At 67.3% G+C, this 20,137-nt stretch carries 22 protein-coding genes and 3 tRNA genes; 11 read left to right on the top strand and 14 right to left on the bottom strand.

All coding sequences use genetic code 11. The features are described 5' to 3' along the window. Positions 1–251 precede the first annotated feature (251 nt). From JYK18_RS14190 to JYK18_RS14155, 8 genes are all read right to left on the bottom strand, one after another. Positions 252–1,385, bottom strand: coding sequence for a site-specific integrase (locus JYK18_RS14190; RefSeq protein WP_206802518.1), 1,134 nt, complete (start codon positions 1,383–1,385; stop codon positions 252–254). Continuing rightward, positions 1,385–1,594: a helix-turn-helix domain-containing protein gene (locus JYK18_RS14185; protein WP_206802517.1), complete on the bottom strand. Its 210-nt coding sequence runs from the start codon at positions 1,592–1,594 to the stop codon at positions 1,385–1,387. The genes JYK18_RS14190 and JYK18_RS14185 overlap by 1 nt, the downstream gene beginning before the upstream one ends. 12 nt (positions 1,595–1,606) lie before the next feature. After that, the gene (locus JYK18_RS14180; protein ID WP_242579109.1) at positions 1,607–3,214 is read right to left on the bottom strand and encodes a replication initiator; all 1,608 of its coding nucleotides are present in this window, start codon (positions 3,212–3,214) and stop codon (positions 1,607–1,609) included. Next, a complete protein-coding gene (locus JYK18_RS14175) occupies positions 3,214–3,597 on the bottom strand; it encodes a hypothetical protein (RefSeq protein WP_206802516.1) in 384 nt (127 codons plus the stop codon). The genes JYK18_RS14180 and JYK18_RS14175 overlap by 1 nt, the downstream gene beginning before the upstream one ends. Then, on the bottom strand, positions 3,594–5,087 hold the full coding sequence (locus JYK18_RS14170; protein WP_242579107.1) for an FtsK/SpoIIIE domain-containing protein: 1,494 nt from the start codon (positions 5,085–5,087) through the stop codon (positions 3,594–3,596). The genes JYK18_RS14175 and JYK18_RS14170 overlap by 4 nt, the downstream gene beginning before the upstream one ends. Before the next feature lie 234 nt (positions 5,088–5,321). Further along, positions 5,322–5,552 carry a hypothetical protein gene (locus JYK18_RS14165; RefSeq protein ID WP_206802515.1) on the bottom strand — a complete coding sequence of 77 codons (231 nt, stop codon included), beginning with the start codon at positions 5,550–5,552 and terminating at the stop codon, positions 5,322–5,324. Positions 5,553–5,835: 283 nt separating this feature from the next. Next, the gene (locus JYK18_RS14160; RefSeq protein WP_206804230.1) at positions 5,836–6,114 is read right to left on the bottom strand and encodes a hypothetical protein; all 279 of its coding nucleotides are present in this window, start codon (positions 6,112–6,114) and stop codon (positions 5,836–5,838) included. After that, positions 6,114–6,533, bottom strand: coding sequence for a hypothetical protein (locus JYK18_RS14155; RefSeq protein ID WP_307795904.1), 420 nt, complete (start codon positions 6,531–6,533; stop codon positions 6,114–6,116). Before JYK18_RS14155 ends, JYK18_RS14160 begins: the two co-directional genes overlap by 1 nt. Before the next feature lie 276 nt (positions 6,534–6,809). On the opposite strand from JYK18_RS14155, the gene JYK18_RS14150 reads away from it, so the two are divergent. Both JYK18_RS14150 and JYK18_RS47515 read left to right on the top strand, forming a co-directional pair. After that, positions 6,810–7,652, top strand: coding sequence for a GntR family transcriptional regulator (locus JYK18_RS14150; protein ID WP_206802513.1), 843 nt, complete (start codon positions 6,810–6,812; stop codon positions 7,650–7,652). Further along, positions 7,649–8,347, top strand: coding sequence for an HAD family hydrolase (locus JYK18_RS47515; RefSeq protein WP_206802512.1), 699 nt, complete (start codon positions 7,649–7,651; stop codon positions 8,345–8,347). The genes JYK18_RS14150 and JYK18_RS47515 overlap by 4 nt, the downstream gene beginning before the upstream one ends. Positions 8,348–8,512: 165 nt before the next feature. On the opposite strand, the gene JYK18_RS14140 is transcribed toward JYK18_RS47515, so the two are convergent. Further along, complete coding sequence (locus tag JYK18_RS14140) at positions 8,513–9,727, bottom strand: hypothetical protein (RefSeq protein ID WP_206802511.1); 1,215 nt, start codon at positions 9,725–9,727, stop codon at positions 8,513–8,515. 70 nt (positions 9,728–9,797) lie between these two features. On the opposite strand from JYK18_RS14140, the gene JYK18_RS14135 reads away from it, so the two are divergent. Then, complete coding sequence (locus tag JYK18_RS14135; protein WP_206802510.1) at positions 9,798–10,952, top strand: Fic family protein; 1,155 nt, start codon at positions 9,798–9,800, stop codon at positions 10,950–10,952. Between the two features lie 600 nt (positions 10,953–11,552). Here JYK18_RS14135 and JYK18_RS14130 read toward each other — a convergent pair. The 4 genes from JYK18_RS14130 to JYK18_RS14115 all read right to left on the bottom strand — a co-directional run bounded on the left by JYK18_RS14130 (position 11,553) and on the right by JYK18_RS14115 (position 12,475). Continuing rightward, positions 11,553–11,626, bottom strand: a tRNA-Phe gene (locus JYK18_RS14130). Positions 11,627–11,657: 31 nt separating this feature from the next. Next, positions 11,658–11,731 (bottom strand) — tRNA-Asp (locus tag JYK18_RS14125). A 22-nt stretch (positions 11,732–11,753) separates the two neighbouring features. Beyond that, a tRNA-Glu gene (locus JYK18_RS14120) sits at positions 11,754–11,826 on the bottom strand. A gap of 397 nt (positions 11,827–12,223) precedes the next feature. Then, positions 12,224–12,475 (bottom strand): hypothetical protein, encoded by a 252-nt coding sequence (locus JYK18_RS14115; protein WP_206802509.1) that lies wholly within the window; start codon positions 12,473–12,475, stop codon positions 12,224–12,226. A 707-nt stretch (positions 12,476–13,182) separates the two neighbouring features. On the opposite strand from JYK18_RS14115, the gene JYK18_RS14110 reads away from it, so the two are divergent. After that, entirely contained in the window at positions 13,183–13,626 is a 444-nt protein-coding gene (locus JYK18_RS14110) for a hypothetical protein (RefSeq protein WP_206802508.1), read from the top strand. Positions 13,627–13,690: 64 nt separating this feature from the next. On the opposite strand, the gene JYK18_RS14105 is transcribed toward JYK18_RS14110, so the two are convergent. Further along, a complete protein-coding gene (locus JYK18_RS14105; RefSeq protein ID WP_027941311.1) occupies positions 13,691–13,894 on the bottom strand; it encodes a cold-shock protein in 204 nt (67 codons plus the stop codon). 388 nt (positions 13,895–14,282) lie between these two features. Here JYK18_RS14105 and JYK18_RS14100 point away from each other — a divergent pair, with 388 nt between their 5' ends. From JYK18_RS14100 to JYK18_RS14070, 7 genes are all read left to right on the top strand, one after another. Then, positions 14,283–15,467 (top strand): Ig-like domain-containing protein, encoded by a 1,185-nt coding sequence (locus JYK18_RS14100; protein WP_206802507.1) that lies wholly within the window; start codon positions 14,283–14,285, stop codon positions 15,465–15,467. A gap of 92 nt (positions 15,468–15,559) precedes the next feature. Continuing rightward, on the top strand, positions 15,560–15,913 hold the full coding sequence (locus tag JYK18_RS14095) for a hypothetical protein (RefSeq protein ID WP_206802506.1): 354 nt from the start codon (positions 15,560–15,562) through the stop codon (positions 15,911–15,913). 4 nt (positions 15,914–15,917) lie between these two features. Then, complete coding sequence (locus JYK18_RS14090) at positions 15,918–16,469, top strand: SigE family RNA polymerase sigma factor (protein ID WP_206802505.1); 552 nt, start codon at positions 15,918–15,920, stop codon at positions 16,467–16,469. Beyond that, positions 16,466–16,957, top strand: a complete 492-nt coding sequence (locus JYK18_RS14085; protein WP_206802504.1) for a hypothetical protein — start codon at positions 16,466–16,468, stop codon at positions 16,955–16,957. The genes JYK18_RS14090 and JYK18_RS14085 overlap by 4 nt, the downstream gene beginning before the upstream one ends. Positions 16,958–16,989: 32 nt before the next feature. Next, positions 16,990–18,372 carry an MFS transporter gene (locus JYK18_RS14080; protein WP_206802503.1) on the top strand — a complete coding sequence of 461 codons (1,383 nt, stop codon included), beginning with the start codon at positions 16,990–16,992 and terminating at the stop codon, positions 18,370–18,372. Between the two features lie 43 nt (positions 18,373–18,415). Then, a complete protein-coding gene (locus JYK18_RS14075) occupies positions 18,416–18,994 on the top strand; it encodes a PaaI family thioesterase (RefSeq protein ID WP_206802502.1) in 579 nt (192 codons plus the stop codon). Beyond that, positions 18,994–20,136 carry a metallophosphoesterase gene (locus JYK18_RS14070; protein WP_206802501.1) on the top strand — a complete coding sequence of 381 codons (1,143 nt, stop codon included), beginning with the start codon at positions 18,994–18,996 and terminating at the stop codon, positions 20,134–20,136. The genes JYK18_RS14075 and JYK18_RS14070 overlap by 1 nt, the downstream gene beginning before the upstream one ends. The last annotated feature ends 1 nt before the right edge of the window (position 20,137 follow it).

The following is a 20,137-nucleotide window of genomic DNA, read 5'->3' as shown; positions in this document are numbered from 1 at the left end:
ACTGGTTACAGATAGAAGGGCCCGGTGGCTGCAACCACGGGCCCATGCGACGTCGCCTGGACACAGCGGGGATCGCGCAGTCTAGGGTACGGACCGCCGACGCCAGAACCAGAGATGACCTTGAATAGTCAACATTCTGGCTTGTGGACAGCGGCGATGACCACTGGACAGCGCACAGCCCCGAAGCTGCTGGACTGGACGCGTCATATCCCTGTTTTCGCAGCTCCTGGCGCTGACGGTACAGCATTTCCTCAGTGCCTAACCACGATCGTCTTCGGGAGCTTCACGGCGCTACCTCGGGCCGCCAGCTCGCTCAACTGGCCTGCCAGCTCACGATCCCGCCCTTCGACCACGTGCAGGTACCGCAGCGCAGCAGCCGCCGACGCGTGGCCCAGCCGCTTCTTGAGGTCCGCCAGCGTGGCCCCGGTCGAAGCGGCGAGGGTCTGCCCCGTGTGCCGCAGGTCGTGGAAGCTCACCGCCAGGCCCACGCGGTCCCGAGCCCGGACAAACGCCTGGTAGACCGCGTTGCCCCGCATCGGTCGACCGTCCTTGCCCACGAAGAACCGATCCTTCCCAGCCCACTCCCGCATGTGTTCGACCAGGTAGGGCAGCACGTGAGGCGGAATCGCCACGTCCCGCAGACCCGCGTCCGTCTTCGGGTCCTTGTCGTACGTGAGTGGCCTCTCCAGCAGCTCGACCCGGTTCTTCCGGACCCAGACCACGCCGTTCACCAGGTCGACGTCCTCAGTCCGGAGGGCGCAGATCTCCCCTCGTCGGAGGCCGCACCAGGCCGCCAGCAGGACAGCCGCCCGGTACCTCGGCGTGATGGCCTCCACCACCTCGGCCACCTGCGCCGGGGTGGCGATGCCCCGTTCCTTCGCCTTGTCCGACCCGGCGCCCGGGATCTGGCATGGGTTGTTCGAAATGGCCCCGTCCCGCTTCGCGGCGTTCATCACCGCCCGCAGGAACCGGTATGACTGCGCGATGGACGTCTTGCCACCCTTCCCGGCGAGCGCCTTGGCGTACCAACTCCGCACCACGGGTGGAGTAATCGCGATCAGCGGCAGCTCCAGAAGCTCGACGATGTGCAGCCGCATGTTGCGGCGGCAAGTCTCCTCCCACCGGTCGCCCACGTCCGGGTTGTCACGCAGATACGCGTCCGCGTACTCGCCGAACGGCTGGCGCCCGAGCTTGTCATCCAGCCAGGCACCACGGCTGATGTCCGCTTCCACGCCGACCAGCCACCGATCCGCATCCGTCTTCGTGCGGAAGGTGTTCGGCGCGTACTGCCGCTTGTTGTTCGGCCCGATGAACGACGCCTGCCAGCGCTTCGACGGCAGTTGCCGCACCAGGCCGAACCGGCGACGACCTCCCTTCTTCGCCATCACGCAGCCCTCCCGCCGAACCAACGGACCTCGATCGGCTCCACACGGGACGCCTCCACGAAGGTCTCCAGGTCTTCGACCGCCAGGCGCACGTGAGCGCCGAACTTGTGGAAGGCGATCCGCCGTTCCGCCACGAGCCGCCGGACGAAGCGCACCGAGGTCCCGAGGTAGACAGCGGCATCCGCCACGTTCAGGTACTTCGCTTCCATCTGTCCCCCAGGTCAGGCCGCTTGCGGAGTTGCCGAAGTTTCTGGATCACCTGGTGGTCCCTGCGCCGCGAGTAGCGCCCGGTCGTACTCGGCCCGCCAGGAGATGCGCTCCGAGATGGCATGCATGAGCAGGTGAGCCCGGGGCGGAACGTGCGGGTCTCCGGACTGGACCTTGCGCCAGACCAGCCGTGCCGGTTCTTCGGCGGGCCGACTTATGCCGGCTGCGGCCAACGCCTGGTGAACGAACGCTTTCCGGTCCGCCTTGTGGTCGGCGAGCGACTTGCCCGACCACTTCCGGGAGACAAGCACGCGACGACCGGGCAGGCCGAGCGTGGTCCGCCGGTGAGCCCGTCCCTTGCAGTGCCCGGGGATCGTGCGGGAGCCCGCGCCCTGCGGCTGGACGCCGTAGAGCAGCCAGACCGCGCACCGAGGCGAACACGGGGTGATGGCCAGCTCAGCGTGAAGCCGGTCATGGTGGTCCCGCTGGCTTGCCGTCGTTGCTTCGACCACTTCGCCGGTGGCCTTAGTGAGGTATTTGGTCAGGTACCCGATGTGCCGTCCGGCTTCCTCCGAGCCGCCGAGGATGCCCTTGGAGTGCACTTGACGGCCGAAGGTCACCACGTGGGCCGGTTCCTCGACCGCTTCCACGGCTTCATCCCACGGCGTCAGCGGAGTCCGGGTCTCCGGGTCGAGGAAGGCCCGCGTCCGGGGGTCCCAGACTGGGAGCCGGTCGCCGTCGTAGACGAGTTGGTCATGGTTGGGCCACCACACCTGGTGGTAGGTGGCCGCCGTGACCTGCCGGACGACGTCGTGCGGGATCGAACCGCGGAGCGCGGCGTGTAAGTGTGGCGCGGTCCGCTTCTGCGGCTCGACCGTCGCGAAGTACTGCACGTCCCAGCCGACGCAGCGCCGGAGGTTCTGCCACCATCGGTCCACCAGCGCGGAGAAGTGCACCGCGTCGCGAGCGGCCCGCCGGTAGTCGTAACTGGCCGGATCGACCGGCGCCCCGTCCTCCCGCACGCGCCCGTAGGTGTCACAGGTCAGCGTGACGAACATGGACGGCCGGAACTTGCCCGCGAACTCCCGCCCGAGCGTGGTCTTGGCGACCTTCTGCCGGGGCAGGTTGGGCGCGTCCTGTCGCCGCTTGGTGGACCGCTTCACCGGCTTGTTCTCCGGCAGGTCCGGCGACGGCAGACGGCCGCGCATGCCGAGTTGCCGAAGTTCGTCGTCGACGGAGCGGATCTCTTCGCGCAGTTCCTCGGCTTCTGCCTCCTCTCCCTCGGCCATGGTCTTGCGGTACTCCTGCACGAGGTCCGCGCGGAGTTCCATGAGTTCGGTTTGTTCCTTGCTCGGCGGGTCCGGCGTGAAGTCGGGTTCCTCGGTGAGGTGCCAGCCTTCGCGGCACTGGGCCATCCGCAGCGCCTTGGCCTTCTTGGCGCAGGGCGCGCAGACGGATTCCACAGTGGACCCGCAGGGCACGGCGACGTACCGGAGTTCCCCGGTGTCGAGGTCTCCGGCTTCCATGGTGAACGGCCGGACGCACACGCCGTGCTTCTCGGCGGTGGCCTTCATGACGTCGGCGGACAGCGGCAGCCGCATCCGCTCGGCACGGGTGCTCATCAAGCGGCCACCTCCCCGCCGCGTGCCCACCTGCGCAGCAGCGACACGGCAAGGTCCTGCCGGGTGTCCGGTGGCAGGTCCGGAAAGGACACCGCGTCGAAGGGCACCGCGTCATAGACCCGGATCGGGACGCCCGCAGGCACGCGGCCGGTCACGTCGAGGTGCACCGAGTCGCCCGAGGGCGTGCGCCACAACGACGCGGAGACCTCGGCGAGCGTGTCCGCCCAGGTGACCAGCGCCGCGCACGTCCGCGTGAGGCCGACTTCGCAGAGTTGCACGGTCACCGGCCGGGACCAGGAGTCCACAGTGACCATGGCCGGAGACGGCAGATCATGACGCCCGAGGTGGTCCTGGACGGCATCAAGGAACGGGATCACGTTCACGCCACCGCACCCCCGTCCGAGTCGTTGCGGGCCGGGAAGGGCAGCACGTCAGCACGCCGGACGGGCACGCCGGTGACGTACTCGACCAGCTCAATCAGGTCGTGGTCGGTGATGTGGAAGGCCCGAGCGCGGAACGGTTCACGCTTGCCGTCTTCCTTGCCCCAGGCAACACCGGGCGTGTGCTCGGAGATCTCGTGAGCCGCCGCGCCGCGTTCGCGCACACCGTCGCCAAGGACCATGTCCACCTGCGCTTTCTCGTCCAGGCGCAGCGCGATCCGGGTGGAGAACAGGTGTCGGAAGGCGACGATCTCCTTGCGCGGGTCCTGGACCAGCCCGAGCACGCAGACACCGGGCGCGCGGCCCTGGCTGGTGATCGTCTGAACAGCCCGGTTCGCTCGCTCCCGCAGGTTCTTGTCCGGCTGGTACGCGAGCAGGTCCGCCAACTCGTCGATGACCACCAGGAGGAAGGGGTCACCGGTGTTCGGGTTCCACGAGCGCAGGAAGCCCCGGTACCGCTCGGCACGCTGCTTGACCTCGGCCGCGATCTCTTCGAGCAGGCTCACGGCCTCTTCGCCGTTGTTGAACACGACCGAGCGGAAGACCTCCGGGGCCTGGCCGAGTTCCATCCCGCCCTTGGGGTCGATGCCGTACATACGAACCGCGCCCGAGCGCAGCGCGGGAGCCAGCGCCCAGGCCACAGCCCAGGCGAGCGAGCCCTTGCCCGCACCGGTGACGCCGACGCCGAGCACGTGGGTTCCCTGGAGGGGCAGGCGCCAGGGCTTGCCGTTCTCCTGTCGCCCTACGGTCACGCGCTTGAGGTCCACCGCGGATTCCTCGGCGGCCAGCGGCGGGGCCGGGATGGCACGGGCGAGCGGGTCCCGGTGCACGAAGTCGAGTTCGAGCCGACCGGGCTTGCGGACGCGGACTCGGCACGAGGTGGCGCGGAAGGAGTGCGCCAGGCCGGAGGCGCGCAGCTCCCACTGTTCCGGAGCCTGGCCCTTGACCATGCGAACCCGCACCCGGTCCCGCCAGCCCTCGGAGCGGACCAAGCCGAGTGTGGGCCGGTACTCGCGGCCACGGCTGGTCTTCACCAGGTCGGACAGCCGCATGACGGTTCGCCAGTGGCCGGCATAAATGGCGACCCGCCGATACTCGGTCCGGGCCTGCGGCAAGGCGAAGCGCTGGAAGGAGGAGCGAGCGCGCCACCACCACAGCGCCAGCACGGCCGCCACTCCGGTGAGCACCCAGAGCAGGCCGAGGTGACCGAGTGCGGCGTCCAGCCATCCAGCGAGCAGAGCGACGCCCATGGTCAGCGGGTAGCGCCACAGGATGCGGCCGACCTGGTACGTGGTCCAGCAGATCAGCCACGCGAGAATGACCGGCGACAGGACGACCTTGACCCAGCGGGGAAGCAGGGTCCACCAGGGCAGTCGGGGACGGGCGACTTCCAGCGGCGCCGGGTCGATCCATCGGGAACCGTTGTGGTTCATCGGAAATCACCGCCCACCACGGCAATTCGGGTGAGATGGGTAATCCCCTCTGGTGTGCGACAGTTGCCATCGTCTAGCGTTGTCATTGTTCACTTCCGTGAGGTTGTGAGCAGCGCAGGACCGGCGAAGGTTGGTAGCCAGAGTTCCGGTTCTGCGCGCTATGTAGGGAAATTTCCGCATCTGGGCGTGCTTGTACGCCGCACGACCAGCGCGCGTTGTTTGTCCTATGTGGATCTATTCGCCGCCGGAGCGGGCGAGGTGGTCAGCGAGTTCCGCCGCTCCGTCGCGGAGCTGGCGCAGGAGGCCAATGAAGCGGGGCCACTCCGCCGGGTCGGTCGGGGGCATGATCGCCAAGCTGTCGGGGTCGAGGTAGATCACCAGGGCCGCCAGCTCCTGTGCTGAACCAAGCTGTTGCATCCCCGCGACCGCTTCCGGGCCCGGGAACCACGTCGCGTTGAACGCCATGGCTGAGTTCGCCTTCCTGTGCTGCGCGTTCGCAGTCGATTGCCTGCGCGTCGAACGCCTGCGCCGCCGACTCCAGCGCGGCCGAGAGCCACCACGGGAAGCGGTGCTCACCGCGGATTTCCCGCCAGGCCGTGGCGACCGACGCCGAGGCGGCGGCCAGGTCCGCGAGGGCCTGACCGCTGTGGTTGTTGGTGCGGGCCGCGACCGCAGAAGCCGCCGTGAACTCCCGGTACGCCTGTTCCCAGGTCGCGATCCGTTCGTGCGACACCATCCGCCTTGCTCCCTAGTTCTGGGCTGAGTCGGCGCGCAGGTTCTCGACCCGCGCCCGCCGTTCGAATTCCTCAGCGGCAACAGATGCCGCGTGACGAGCCCACAGCGGTGCTGCCAGATCGGCCGACAGCACACGCCAGGACTCCGCCACCACGTGGTACGCCAGCGCCAACCGCCGCACCGCCGCCACGTCACCCACCTCGGAGCGCATCGCGGCGAACAGTGCGGCGGTCTGCTCGGCATACGCGGTGTTCCACCGAGCGACCGCCTCACGCGACGGCCGCTTGACCATCACGCAGCCGTCTTCTGCTCGTTCGGACCGCTGGTCTTCGCCGTCGAGGACTTCGCCGGAGTGGCCGACTTGGGCTCCCGCATCCCGGAGGCGCGCAAGACCCAGCCCTGGTACTTGAACTTCTCGCCCATGACGCGGGCCTCCACGGTCAGGCCCTCGAACACGACCGGACGGAAGTCGAAGCCCGCGATCGCCGCCGCAGGCGGAACCGGCTGCACCCGGTCGAGCAAGGTCACCGTGGCGGACTTGTCGCGGTCCTTCTCGGCCGAGGGGTCGGTCACCGTGACCTTCCACTGCGGCAGGCCGGTCTGCTCGTCGATCTTCTGCTTGGGCTGTTTGCCGCGGGCCTTGTCCTCGTTGGAGACGTACTCCATGTCCGGAGTCACCGGGCCGACGATCGCGGCACCCTCGGGAAACACCTGGTCATGGTCGATTTCGAAACGCGTTCCGCGTGCTACTGCCATCTGTGATTGCTCCTAGGCCGGGCACCCCATTCGGTGCTGTCTAACGTGGCTGACCCTGCCAGGCTACCTAGCCTGGCTAGACAAGTCAATCAAGCAGTGATCGGCCTAGCTCGCTAGCTGGCCTAGACAAGGCAGATACCCTTGACATGCGCACGTGCGCACCTCGATGTGCGCACTTCGGTTCACGAAAGCACGCACGTGCGAGGTTGAGAAGCGAGAGAGGAATGCCTGATGGCGCTGGATCCAGACGACCCGCGTCCGCCATATGTGCAGGTGGCCAACGCCCTGCGAGCGGCCATCCTCACCCGCAAGTTCACCGCCGGGGACAAGCTGCCGTCGCGGAACGAGCTGGCCAAGACCTACAACGTCGCCCCGATGACCGTGCAGAACGCCCTGCGCGAGCTGCGCGAAGAAGGGCTGATCGTCTCTCGACAGGGCAGCGGCGTCTTCGTCCGAGAGCGCACCGAACGCCCCGTTGGCCTGCGCCCGCACATCGAACGCGCCTTCGAGGCCCAGCACGTCACGATCGACTTCGCCGGGTTCTCCGGCGAGACTCTGCACGGAGCGATGGCCGAACCGCTGGACAAGATCCGAATCGGCCGGCTGCGCCCCGAGTCGATCCATGTGCGCCTGCTGCTGCCCGACCCGCGCCAGCCCTGGAGCCTGCCGGTCACCGTCGAGGACCAGGCCGACAGCCCCGGCTTCCGCCAGCGCGCCGAAGAGATCATGCGCCGCCACACCCTGGCCATCGTCGATTCCGTCACCGAACTGGCCGGACTTGGCCTGGTCCAGGAAGCCACCGCGGAAATCCGGGTCCACCCCGCCGCGCCGCTGTTCAAGCTCTACCTGATCAACGAGGAAGAAGCCTTCTTCGGCTTCTACCCGGTCCGGGAGCACGTCATCACCTTCGGCGGCGAGACCCAAGCGATGTACGACCTGATGGGCAAGGACGCCATCCTGTTCCACCACTCCGCCAACGACGACGACACCTCGACGGGCAGTCAGTACGTCGACCAGGCAAAGACGTGGTTCACCAGCATGTGGACCACCGTCGCCAAGGAATACCAGCGGTGACCACCGGCGACGAAGCCAAAGCCCGCGAACTCCTAGCCAACGCCAAGGCCCTGCTCCTGGACTTCGACGGGCCCATCTGCTCCGTCTTCGCGGGCCTGCCCGCCCCGGCCGTCGCCGAACAACTGCGCGTGGTCTTGGCCGATGGCGGTCACACCGATCTGCCGGAATCCGTCGCCACCACCGGCGACCCCTTCGACGTCTTCCGCTACGCCGCCACCCTTGGCGACGACGAAGCCCGCTACGTCGAAGCCGCCTTCACCGCCCTCGAAGTCGAAGCCATCGCCACCGCCGAACCCACCCCAGGCGCCCACGACCTCATCCACGCCTGGCACGAGACCGATCGCCCACTGGCCATCGTCAGCAACAACAGTGTCACAGCGATTCGCTCATACATGGCACTCTACGACGTAGAGTCGATCATCGAACTCGTCGCCGCTCGCTCCGACCACAGGGTCGAACTGCTTAAGCCGAACCCTTACCTAGTTCAGCAGGCACTGACTTTCCTCAGCGAATCTCCAGGTCAGACCATCATGCTCGGGGACTCGAGAACGGATGTAGAGGCTGCAAGAGCTGCAGGCGCGGTACCCGTCGGCTACACGAACAAGTCAGCCAAGGAGCGCTGCCTTACCCAAGCGGGCTCGGCAGCCAACACATCAAGCATCGCGAGTCTGCTGACTTGTCTTCCGAACCACTAGCAAGCGTGCCGTCGTCATCCCGGCCTGCGGAGCAGGGAGAGGGTCGACCACGCGGCACCTCCGTTGACGTCGCTTGACGACATATGTAAGCTAAGAGCCGACTCATTGCGGGACCTTGGGCCCGTCTTATCGAAGGGGACGGCTTAGCCGTCCCCTTTGCTTCGTCTACGGCAGTGGTGTACCGACTGCCGCCCACACAGGTCCCTTCGGCTTCAAGTCGACCTGGATCCCTGGAACTCTCTGGCCGGCGACCAACGACTGATTGGTAGTAAGGAGTCCACGCACTCCGCTTCCTGCCGCTACCAGTGCACCACCCCTCGGCAGTGGCGAAGTAACACGCAATGGCTCCACAACGTCCGGATCGAACGTAGCGTTGCCCTTGAGTAGCTGACCCACAACGCGGTCCACGCCGTCAGCTCCCCGATGCACCACCACAGTATCGCCCGGCCGTACCCCACCCAGCATGAACGGCACTCGCTTGTGGGCACCGCCTCCGTGATCAATTTCTATCGCCAGGGGACCCGAACGCTTGACCACGATCGCGGTCGACCATGTGGGCTGGGTCTGAGGTGCATTCCCACAGATCAACGCCGGGAACGAACCGAGCACTCGCTCCTCCCAGGCTATGTCGACGGGATAGAGGGAGGCGACTTGCCCTCGCCCAGGGAGGGCCGTGCTGGACTCCGGGATCCCCACGATCCCCGAATGATGCTCGAGACGCGGATGACTTCGTGATCCTCCAACGGTCCAGTTGACAGCCTTACCGTCAAACAGAGCACACGCCAGTAGTTGCCTGTACTCGTGGCCGGTGGTGAGTCTCGCGTCTCCCGACATCGTGGCGTAGGCCGCAGGACTGAGCAAGGCATACGGATGACCGCGGTGCTGCACGACATCGACAGCCGCGACTGTGATTGGCACCTTGCGTTCCATCGCATAGTTCACTGCAGGTGTGAGATCAATGTCCTTGCTCAGGACAACGATGCCCTCAACTGCCGACTTCCCAGCAGCGATCTCCTCCACATACCGCGTGATCCGCACGCAGCAAGCGCAGTCGACCATCTTCTCCTCGGGCCGACCAGCCGCTTTCACATGCAACTCACCCAGCAAAGGGTCACCACCATCAGTGATAACGCTCTTCCGGTAGGCATCGTTGTCCGCATGGAACCGAGCCAGGCTCACCCTGTCCCGAGGGCGCGCCAAAGCAAGCCCTACATGGACAGCGGCCACATCGAATCCATACGGCACTAATGCGGCACGGATGCCCGGCACAGTCGGCAGAGCACGCAACCCGATCGCGTCTCCGCTCTGGTGGTAGACGTTGCGGCTGTCCACAACCACGGCGACGACAGCTCCCAACGCTCCCACCTTCCCATCCTTCACGATGCAACGCATCATACACCCGATCGGCTTTCTCTCAACACAACCGGCCTCAGTGTTGTAAGTTGAAAGAGTGCAACCTGAGCAGATCCAAGTGACTACTTTCGGTCACCCTCGACACCAAGAAGACGGTGACTACTGGTGGTTCGACCCTGCCCCGGTACCACGCGACCTCACCCTTGACCCCGAGACTCAGCTCGCCTTGTCGAACGCGGACGCCGCCCTCGGCCGCCTCTCAGGCGTTGGCGGCATGCTCCGCGAGCCACGCTTGCTGATGCGCCCCTATGCCGTCCGCGAAGCCCTGGCCAGTGCACGCATCGAAGGCACCCAAGCCAGCCTTACCGACGTCTTCCAAGCGGAAGCCAGTCGCACGCCCACACGTGAACGGGATATCGCGGAAGTGTCGGCTCATGTGGACGCCCTTGAGCGAGGATTCGAAATAGCCTCCGAGCAGCTAAGCGTCAAAGTCTTATGTGAAGTCCATAGGATTCTAATGGAGCCTGACCGAGCAACTAAACCTGGAGAATCGATTCGATCGGACCCAGTTTGGCTTGGGTCTCCAACTCAAAGACCAGAGACTGCTATTTTTGTTCCGCCGGTAGGAGACGCGCTAAATCGAGCACTGGCCGACTGGGAAGACTACCTAGAGAACCCACCCCGAGTGCCCGCTCTAATTCGCGCAGCGTTGTTGCACTACCAGTTCCTGACCATACACCCGTTCGTTGATGGCAACGGCCGCACTGGAAGGATGCTGGTCCTTCTCTTCCTGCGTCAGCAGGAGATCCTGTCGGTACCACTGCTCTACGTAAGCCCCTACTTCGCCAACCGAAGGCGAGAGTATTACGACCGACTGCAGGCGGTCCGCGAACGTGGCGAGATTCAACAATGGCTACAGTTCTTCCTAACCGCTGTTGCCGCCCAAGCAGACGACGGAGTTCTACGATCTCGCGAGCTACTCGGCTTACGTGAGCGATACAGAGCCGAACTAGCAGGGACCCGAAGTCGTGCCATCGAGGTAGTAGAGACACTATTCATGAACCCGATAGTTACATCATCACTAATACGTAAGCAGCTTGGCGTAACCAATCAAGGAGCCTTGAATCTGATTCGCAGCCTGGCATCACGTGGCTGGCTCACGGAACTTGGAGTGCACGGCAAAGGTGGGGGCACTCTCTGGCTGGCGAACGAAGTATTTGCCGCAATCGCGGGCGATGAAAGCGGAGCCTAGTTTTACTATTGTTCGCTAAAGTTGCCGAATTTGGCTCTATGGGATCAAGGCGCGCCGCCAGCGGCGGCGCGCGGGCGGACTGGCCGACACCGGCCACGCCTCGGCGGGCGCACCCATCGCGACACACTGGGCTCCCGCTCCGCTCCGCCCAGCGGCCGCCCGGTGCGCCCGCCAGGGCGCGGCCGGGTCACCAGCCGCAGGCAGCGCGCAGACGGGTGACGCCAGCTCCCAGAGCAACCCGACGAACCACACCGACTCGGCGAGCAACGCTGGCTCCGGAGCACTCACGCAGACGAGCGCGGGTCACCGAGCGTCCCCTTCCCCGCGGATCGTCGTACACCAGCCTCGCCGCATCAAGGGCGCCTACGGCGTCGCTGCGCGATGGGCGGAGCCCACCCTTGACCCGCCGAGCCCGGAGCCACGAGACGGCAGGGACGAAGGTGACGGGGGCGGAGCAAGCGGCCGGGAGGGTCGTGCATCCCGCGTGCAACTACGGGCGGGCAACGGCGGTCAACCGAGGCAAGCGACGGCAAGTGAGCCAGGCCACCCCCGGGCACGAAAAAACCGTCCTGACCTGAGTCAGGACGGTTCGTGGAGCGGTGGCCAGGGCCGGGGTCGAACCGGCGACCTTCCGCTTTTCAGGCGGACGCTCGTACCAACTGAGCTACCTGGCCGGGAACGCCGGCGAGGAGCCGAACGATCTTGCGACCCTGACGGGACTCGAACCCGCGACCTTCGCCGTGACAGGGCGACGCGCTAACCAACTGCGCCACAGGGCCTTGCGTTTACTACTGTACTGCGTACTCCCAACGGGATTCGAACCCGCGTTGCCGCCTTGAAAGGGCGGAGTCCTAGGCCGCTGGACGATGGGAGCCCGGCCGGTTTCGGTAAACCGACCCGACCGCGCTCTCAGGTCGTCCCTGGGAGCGAACATAAGCATAGGGCACGCCCCAACCGGGTTTCACGGGGGTATCCCTTAAGCCCCGACAGGGCCTGCGAACTGCGCTTTTGCCGCGCTCCGGCCCGCACAAGGCGCCGGAGGGGGCGAAGGGGGCCGCGGGGCTCGGCGACGGACAGCGAACCACGGGCACTCCTCTCAAATCAGTCATAACGGTGTTATCGCACGCACGCCCGTGAAAATGGTGTGAGAAATCGATTGCCAAGCAGGCTCACCGGCACTACGTTCCGAACCAGCGCCCAGGTGCGCCACCAGGGGGTGTGCACCTGGGCCCCACTACTCCCGCCGCGACCTCATGGGCCGGCCACGGCGATCACCGCTGAACCGGCAATCGCCCTTCCTCGTCGGGTGTCAGCCCCAGCATGTCCAGCAGCTCGGCACAGTCGTCGACACCGGTGGCGCCCTGCGCCACCGCGAGCCTGGCACGGCGCACCTGATCATCAGAGATCCTCGGCGTGTCCGAGTGCCCGGACCGCTGCGCCGGCACCCCACCGTTCGCCGAGCCGTTCCCCGCGTCACCTTCATAGCGAAGGAGGAACTGTCGAACTTCGAGAGACCCGCTCATTGGCTCCTCCTCAGGGTTTCCGTAAAGCTTGGCCGCGAGGCTAGCGAGCGGACCTTGCCCCCCACAGCCCCCCGCAGAGTGAACCTCCCATGACCGGATGTTCGCTCTCCGCGACGATGACGAACGCACCCGCCGACTGCCCACAATGAACGCCGGGCAAACCAAAAGTGACACGGCCGCCGGATTTTTCGCGTCTACCACTCGCCCAACCCCGCCGACTCGTGTAACAATCGACTTGCTGACACACCCCCGGTCAGCGCCTGTGGAGATCCCCTCCGGCCCCCGCGTTCCTCCCCCTGGCGCGGGGGCCTCTCCATTGCTGCTCCAGGCCCTTCGGGCCTGTTCGCAGGCTCCCCATTCCGCTTGGGGGCCGAGCCCCCAAACCCCCGCGGTGCGTGCTCCTCACCCTGGGCGAGCGCTGGTCGAGCGGCGATTTACCAGCCCGGTTCGGGGCCGCCATCTAATGGATCATTGGTAATCGTTTGCTGTCGGTTGAACATTGTCCAGTGGTGATTGTTTTGGACAATGGGCGCGTCCCCCAGACCGGGGGGGAATGGTGTCGGCGGGGAGTGGGGGGATTACGGAGGGTGGGTTTTTCTTGATCGGGATTAGCGCGGATGGACTATTGCGGGGAAAAGGTGGCAACAGACGGTGTGTCGCGCGCCACACTCGACACGGACCCGAAACCTTACCGTTATCCTGTCCGGGTGCCTCTTCCCTCACTTGGACGCCTGAGCACCAAGACGAACCTCAAGGCGGTCAACCCCGGACGTCACCGCAACAGCCCCGCGCGCGAGGCCGAGACCGCGGTCGACGACCACGAGCTGACCAGCTACCTCGCCGCGCTCGCCCCCGACGCGGACGACCCGGAGAGCACGGGTACCGGCCGCCGGTTCGGTGAGGCCCAGGTCTTCCAGATCCGGATGAACACCATCGCCAGCGAACAGTTGAAGGACCTCGCCGCCGAGCGCGAGACCTCGCCGCAGGCGCTCGCCATGGAGTGGGTCCTCGAGCGCCTCTCCTGGGAGGCGCAGGCCTCCTCGGCGCAGGACCAGACCCAGTCCCGCCACAACCGCGTCAGCGACGCCCACACCGACCAGTTCACCTTCGACCAGAACTGGGAGCAGCCCGTCTCCGGACGCCTGCGCTGAAGCCAAAAGAAACCGGGCCCCGGCGGAAGTTCCGCCGGGGCCCGGTTGCTTCAGGTGACCGATCTCAGATGACGCGCACCTTCTGAGCCTGCGGGCCCTTCTGGCCCTGGCCCACCTCGAACTCCACCCGCTGGTTCTCCTCGAGGGTGCGGAAGCCGCGCCCGTCGATCTCCGAGTAGTGCACGAACACGTCGCCCTCGCCGCCGTCCTGGGCAATGAAGCCAAAGCCCTTTTCAGCGTTGAACCACTTCACAGTGCCTTGCGCCACCGCTTACTCCTCGTTACAGATCCGCTTCGGGCCTCCGCCGGAGCAGTACCCGGGCCGTCCCGGGCGGTTCCAACGAGTCGAGCGAAGAGCACTGGAGCGGCTCATGGCCCGCGTCAGAAGTTCCGCGAGTGTGAAGCCACGAACACGCAAAACGACGGCCTGTGGGCAGCGTACCGGGATCTCACGGAATCTGAACCCCACAAAGCAGTCTTGGGCAGAACAGCGGCACCAAGTCACCGAAACGTTGTAAGCATCCGCCCGCCCGGCGGATCCCCCTTAGCGCGTCCGGCGGCCGCGTGAAAAGTGATCCTCATCACGTTTTCCTGGATCAACGCCTGAGCTCCGCCAGGCGTCAGAAGGGCGTCAGGGGACGATAAGGGGACACGCAGTGACACTTCACTTCCGACGGCGGGCACTGGCCGGGCTCGCCCTCATCACGGCGCTGGGGCTGAGCGCCTGCACCGGGGAAACCGGGAACAACGCGGCGGGCACCGACGGGGGCCAGCCGGCCCCGGCCGGCCCGGCGAAGGTCGCGGTGCAGCCCGCGGCCGGGGCCAAGGAGGTCTCGCCGGGCGAACCGGTACAGGTGACCGTCACCGACGGCACGCTGGAGCAGGTCACGCTGACCAATCCGGACGGCAAGCAGGTGGCCGGGCAGCCCGCGCCGGACAACCGCAGCTGGACCACCACCGAACCGCTCGGCTACGGCAAGACCTACACCTGGGGCGGCACCGCGGTCGGCACCGACGGCTCGAAGGCGCCGGTCGGCGGCGCGTTCACCACGGTGACGCCGAAGCGCCAGCAGCACGGCCAGCTCAACGTCGGCGACGGTCAGACCTACGGCATCGCGATGCCGATCAGCGTGACCTTCCCCGACCAGAAGGTCACCGACAAGGCCGCGGTCGAGCGCGCGCTTACGGTGGAGACCACGCCGAAGACCGAGGGATCCTGGGCCTGGCTGGAAAACGACACCGCGGTGCACTGGCGGCCGAAGGGCTACTGGCAGCCGAACACCGAGGTGAAGGTCAACGCCAAGCTGTACGGCGTGAAGCTGGCGAACGGCGTGTACGGCAAGGACAACGTCAGCGCCTCGTTCAAGATCGGGCGCTCGCAGATCGTCAAGGGCAACACCCAGACCCACCGCATGCAGGTGATCCGCGACGGCCAGCAGGTGGCCGACTACCCGGTCAGCTACGGGCTGGACAGCGATCCGGGCCGCGTCACCAAGAGCGGCACGCACGTGGTGATGAGCAAGCACGACACGTACTTCATGAACAACGCCCGCTACGACTACGAGAACTTCAAGGTCAACTGGGCGGTGCGCATCTCGAACAACGGCGAGTTCACCCACGCCGCCCCGTGGTCGGTCGGCGACCAGGGCCGGAAGAACGTCTCCCACGGCTGCCTGAACATGTCGGTGGAGAACGCCAAGGAGTACTACGACAGCGCGCTCACCGGCGATCCGGTCGAGATCGAGGGCAGCACGCAGCAGCTCGGCCCGAAGGACGGCGCTTACCACGACTGGACCTACTCCTGGGACCAGTGGCTCAAGATGTCCGCGCTCAACAGCTAGAAAATCCGATGCAACCCGGGAGGTGCGGCGGCGCATGTCTGACTGTGCAAGTGCCGCCGCACCCCGGCGGCTTCCGTTGACTAGGAGCCGAATTGCGTACTCGAATCGTGCTCGGGGCCGGAGCCCTGCTGCTCGCCGCCGGTGCGGCCGTCACCGTGCCCGCTCTGGCCAGCACCACGCCGCCCGAGCCGGCGCCCGCGGTCACGGCGCCGCCGGCCGCCCAGCCGGCCCCGCCCACCCAGTCCGAGCGGCCGACCATCCCGCCGGCTCCCGCGCCCACCTCCGCGCCCGCGGAGCAGCCGGGACCGCCGCCCACCGCGGTGCCGTCCTCGTCGAAGCCCGCCGTGCCGGCGCCGTCCGCGGCTCCCGCGCCGCCGTCGACCAAGCCGGCCGCGCCCGGTGTGCCGAAGGCCATCCCGGCCGGGCCGACGGGCGACAACCGCTGATCCGTTGAAGCGCCGGACCGCGTCGACCGGGCCGGACTCGTCGTACGACGACGAGTTCGCCCGGTTCTTCGGCGAGCGCGCGCACCAGTTGCGGTCCACCGCCTACCTGCTCTGCGGCGACTGGCACCACGCCGAGGACATCACCCAGGCCGCGCTGCTGAAGCTCTACCTCGCCTGGCCGAAGCTGGAGCGGCACGACCGCCTCGACGCCTACGCCCGCCAGGTCGTCACCCGGACCTTCCTGGCCGAACGGCGACGGCCGTGGCGCCGTCGAGAGCAGCTCACCGACCTCCCGCCGGAGCAGGCGGGCGAACCGGGCGGCCCCGAGCAGCGCATGCTGGTGCTGCGCGCGCTCGCCGCGGTGCCGCCGAAGCAACGCGCCGTGCTGGTGCTGCGGTTTTGGCACGATCTGAGCGTGGAGGAGACCGCGGCGGCCCTGCGCTGCTCCACCGGGAACGTGAAGAGCCAGAGCGCCCGCGGCCTGGCCACCCTGCGCGACCGGCTCGGCCCGCACTTCCACGAACTCTCGCTCACGTCGAAGGGAGGCAGCACATGACCGAGAACGACCCGACGGAGATCCGGCGGCTGCTGGCCACCACCGGCGCGGGTGAGGGGCCCCCGCTGGGCCTGCGTGCCGACGAGATCGCCGCCCGCGGCACCCGGATCCGGCGGCTGCGCAAACGGCTCGCGATCGCGGCGAGCGCGAGCACCACGATCGGGGTCGCGGTGCTGGTGGTCTTCTTCACCGGCAATGCCGCTGTACCCGCGCCACCCGCGCCGGTGATGCCCGCGAAACCCCCATTGAGCATCGCCCCGCCGCCGCCGTCACCACCGACGTCGAGCATGCCGGAAATGCCCGTCCCGACCGGTGCGCCGGAACCATCCGAAACCTCCAGGAAAAGCACGCCCGCCGCGCCCTCCGCACCCCCGGCCGCCCAGCCGTCCAGCTCCTCACCTGCGGATATGCCGAATTCCGCGCCGCCGCAGTCGCCGGGCTCCAAACCACACATCCCGGCCCCACCGTCCACTAAGGCGTCCAGCTAGAAAGTTTCCAACAGCCGTTCTAGGGTCGACGAATGAGCGATCAGGCGGTCGGCGCCACGGACGCGGCGCCGCGGGAAGCGGATCCGAAGCAGATCCGGAAAGCCGTCGCCGGTTCGGCGATGGGCAATTGCATCGAGTGGTACGACTTCGGGGTCTTCGGCTTCATGCCGGCCATCCTCGGCCAGGTCTTCTTCAACGCGGGCAGCACCTCCGAAGGCGCGCTCGCCACGTTCGCGCTGCTCGCGGTGACGTTCGTGATCCGGCCGTTCGGCAGCGTCGTGCTCGGCCCGCTCGGCGACAAGCTGGGCAGGCAGAAGGTGCTCGCCCTGACCGTGATCCTGATGTCCGGCTCCACCTTCGTGATCGGCCTGCTGCCGTCGTGGGAGACCATCGGGCCCGCCGCCGCGGTGCTGGTGATCCTGTTGCGCGCGCTGCAGGGGTTCTCCGCCGGTGGGGAGTACGGCGGCGCGGCCACCTTCATCGCCGAGTACGCGCCGGACCGCAAGCGCGGTTTCCTCGGCAGCTGGCTGGAGTTCGGCACGCTGGTCGGGTTCTTCCTCGGCGCGGGCACGGTGACGCTGGCGACCGTGCTGCTGGGCAACGAGGCGATGGCCGACTGGGGCTGGCGCATCCCGTTCCTGCTCGCCGGGCCGCTCGGCCTGGTCGGGCTGTACCTGCGGAACAAGCTCGAGGACACCCCGGTGTTCCAGGAGATCGAGAAGGCCAAGCAGGTCTCGAAGTCGCCGCTGAAGGAGCTGCTCAGCAAGCACTGGAAGTCGATCCTGCACCTGATCGGCCTGGTCATCCTGCTCAACGTGGGCGACTGGATGATGTTCGGCTACATCGAGACGTACCTGAAGGACGTGCTGAAGCTCGAGGGCCACGCGCCGCTGCTGATCGTGATGGCGGTGATCCTCGGCATGCTCGCGGTGATCGTGCCGATCGGCTCGCTGTCGGACAGGATCGGCCGGAAACCCATCCTGATCACCTGCTGCGCGGGGTTCCTGGTGGTGCCGATCCCGGCGTTCACGCTGATGGAGAACAGCAAGACGGACACCGGGGTGAACGCGCTGATGCTCGGTGGCGGGCTGGCGCTGTTCGGGCTGTGCCTGGTGTTGTTCCTGTCGGTGGTGGCCTCGACGCTGCCCGCGATGTTCCCGACGCAGGTCCGCTACGGCGCGTTCTCGATCGGGTACAACTTCTCCACCGCGGCGTTCGCCGGGACCGCGCCCTACATCGTCGGTTCGCTGGTGGACTCGACCGGGAACACGCTGTGGCCGGCGTTCTACCTGATGGCGGCGGGCGCGATCGCGGCGATCCCGATCCTGCTGCTGCCGGAGACGGCCGGGGTGTCGCTGCGGGGCATCGTCAGTTCGCGGATCACCCGGCGCGGGCGGGCGGCCGCCGCGAAGTAAGTGCGCTTTCAACCACTTCGCGTAGTCGTATTAACGTGGGCGCATGACCAAGTCGCCCCAGCCGTGGCCGCCGGTGGAGACCGAGCCCGCGGTACCGCACCCGCAGGCGCCGCCCGCCGGTACGAAGCTCGGCATGCACTACGAGCACTGCTTCGGCTGCGGCGACCAGCAGGACGCCGGGCTGCGGCTGCGCTCGACCGTCGGTGAAGGCGGCACGGTGACCTCGCAGTTCCTGGTCACCGAGGCGCACCAGGGCGCGCCGGGCCTGGCCCACGGCGGGTTGCTGGCCTGCGCGTTCGACGAGGCGCTCGGCGCCACCGTCGGGCACCTGCTGCGACGGCCCGCGGTGACCGGGAAGCTGGAGACCGACTTCGTGAAGCCGGTGCCGGTCGGCTCGACGTTGTTCATCCAAGCCAAGCTCGACGGCGTCGCCGGGCGCAAGATCTACGTCAGCGCGGACGGCCGCCTCGACGCCGAGGACGGTCCGATCGCGCTGCGGGCGCGCGGGCTGTTCGTGCAGGTGGGCTTCGAGCACTTCGCGAAGCACGCCGGTGAGGAGTCGGTCGAGCGGCTGAAGGCCAGCGGCCGGGCGGCGGAGCGGGACTGGGACATCAACCCCTGATGTTCCTGCTCGTCGTCGGCGGGGGCCTGGCGCTCCTGCACATCTACATCTGGAAGCGGTTGGTGCGCGACACCACGTCACCGGGGCTCGTGCGCCGGGTGGCGGCGGTGGCGCTGATCCTGCTGGTGGCGTTCATGATCGCCGCCTTCGTCTTCGGCACGCGGTCGGATCCGGCGGTGGCGCAGTGGTTCGCCTGGCCCGGGTACCTGTGGCTGGCGCTGTTCTACTACCTGATGCTGGCCACGCTGGTGCTCGAGGTGCCGCGGCTGTTCCTGCGGAAGTGGGCGAAGTCGGAGGAGCCGATCGCCGGGGTCAGCCGCCGGGTGTTCCTGGCGCGCGGCACCGCGGCGATCGCCGGTGCGGCCGCGGTCGGCATCGTCGGCTACGGCACTTCCGTGGCGATGGGCGGGCCGACGGTGAGCCAGGTCCCGATCACCCTGCGGCGGCTGGACCCGCGGGCGTCGGGGTTCCGGATCGCCCTGATCAGCGACGTGCACCTGGGGCCGCTGCTGGGCCGGTCGTTCACGCAGCGCGTGGTGGACCTGGTCAACGAACAGCGCCCGGACGCGGTGGCGATCGTCGGCGACCTGGTCGACGGCACGGTCGAGCACCTGGCGGAGGCCGCGGAACCGTTGCGGGAGCTGCGAAGCACGCACGGCACGTTCTTCGTGACCGGCAACCACGAGTACTACTCGGGGTACACCGAATGGGTCGACCACGTGCCGACGCTCGGTATCCGCCCGCTGCGCAACGAACGCGTGCCCATCACGCACAACGGCGGCACCTTCGACCTCGCGGGCGTCAACGACGCGACGGCCTACCAGTGGCAGGACGACGCGGACGTCGGCAAGGCTCTGCAGGGTCGCGATCCTTCGCGCGCGGTGGTGCTGCTGGCACACCAGCCGGTGGATGTCGCGGACGCCGTCGCGCACGATGTGGACCTGCAGCTTTCAGGGCACACGCACGGTGGGCAGATCACGCCGTTCGAGCTGCTGGTGAGCCTGCAACAGGGCGCCGTCGCAGGCCTTTCACAACACGGGAACACGCAGCTGTACGTGACGCGGGGAGCGGGTTTCTGGGGCCCGCCGGTACGGGTAGGCGCCCCACCAGACGTGACCATCGTGGAGCTGCGGGCGCTGTGAA

It is taken from the genome of Amycolatopsis sp. 195334CR (genome assembly GCF_017309385.1).
GTDB lineage: Bacteria > Actinomycetota > Actinomycetes > Mycobacteriales > Pseudonocardiaceae > Amycolatopsis.
Note: the sequence above shows the minus strand (reverse complement) of the source record. Positions and strands in the feature narration are given on the sequence as shown.

What these genes read in the sequence shown, in the direction of transcription:
- JYK18_RS14080 (WP_206802503.1), top strand. Translation starts at nt 16,990, where the DNA reads ATGAGCGATCAGGCGGTCGGCGCCACGGACGCGGCGCCGCGGGAAGCG.
- JYK18_RS14165 (WP_206802515.1), bottom strand. Translation starts at nt 5,552, where the DNA reads ATGGCGTTCAACGCGACGTGGTTCCCGGGCCCGGAAGCGGTCGCGGGG.
- JYK18_RS14075 (WP_206802502.1), top strand. Translation starts at nt 18,416, where the DNA reads ATGACCAAGTCGCCCCAGCCGTGGCCGCCGGTGGAGACCGAGCCCGCG.
- JYK18_RS14185 (WP_206802517.1), bottom strand. Translation starts at nt 1,594, where the DNA reads ATGGAAGCGAAGTACCTGAACGTGGCGGATGCCGCTGTCTACCTCGGG.
- JYK18_RS14170 (WP_242579107.1), bottom strand. Translation starts at nt 5,087, where the DNA reads ATGAACCACAACGGTTCCCGATGGATCGACCCGGCGCCGCTGGAAGTC.
- JYK18_RS14180 (WP_242579109.1), bottom strand. Translation starts at nt 3,214, where the DNA reads ATGAGCACCCGTGCCGAGCGGATGCGGCTGCCGCTGTCCGCCGACGTC.
- JYK18_RS14115 (WP_206802509.1), bottom strand. Translation starts at nt 12,475, where the DNA reads ATGAGCGGGTCTCTCGAAGTTCGACAGTTCCTCCTTCGCTATGAAGGT.
- JYK18_RS14085 (WP_206802504.1), top strand. Translation starts at nt 16,466, where the DNA reads ATGACCGAGAACGACCCGACGGAGATCCGGCGGCTGCTGGCCACCACC.
- JYK18_RS14070 (WP_206802501.1), top strand. Translation starts at nt 18,994, where the DNA reads ATGTTCCTGCTCGTCGTCGGCGGGGGCCTGGCGCTCCTGCACATCTAC.
- JYK18_RS14160 (WP_206804230.1), bottom strand. Translation starts at nt 6,114, where the DNA reads ATGGTCAAGCGGCCGTCGCGTGAGGCGGTCGCTCGGTGGAACACCGCG.
- JYK18_RS14190 (WP_206802518.1), bottom strand. Translation starts at nt 1,385, where the DNA reads ATGGCGAAGAAGGGAGGTCGTCGCCGGTTCGGCCTGGTGCGGCAACTG.
- JYK18_RS14150 (WP_206802513.1), top strand. Translation starts at nt 6,810, where the DNA reads ATGGCGCTGGATCCAGACGACCCGCGTCCGCCATATGTGCAGGTGGCC.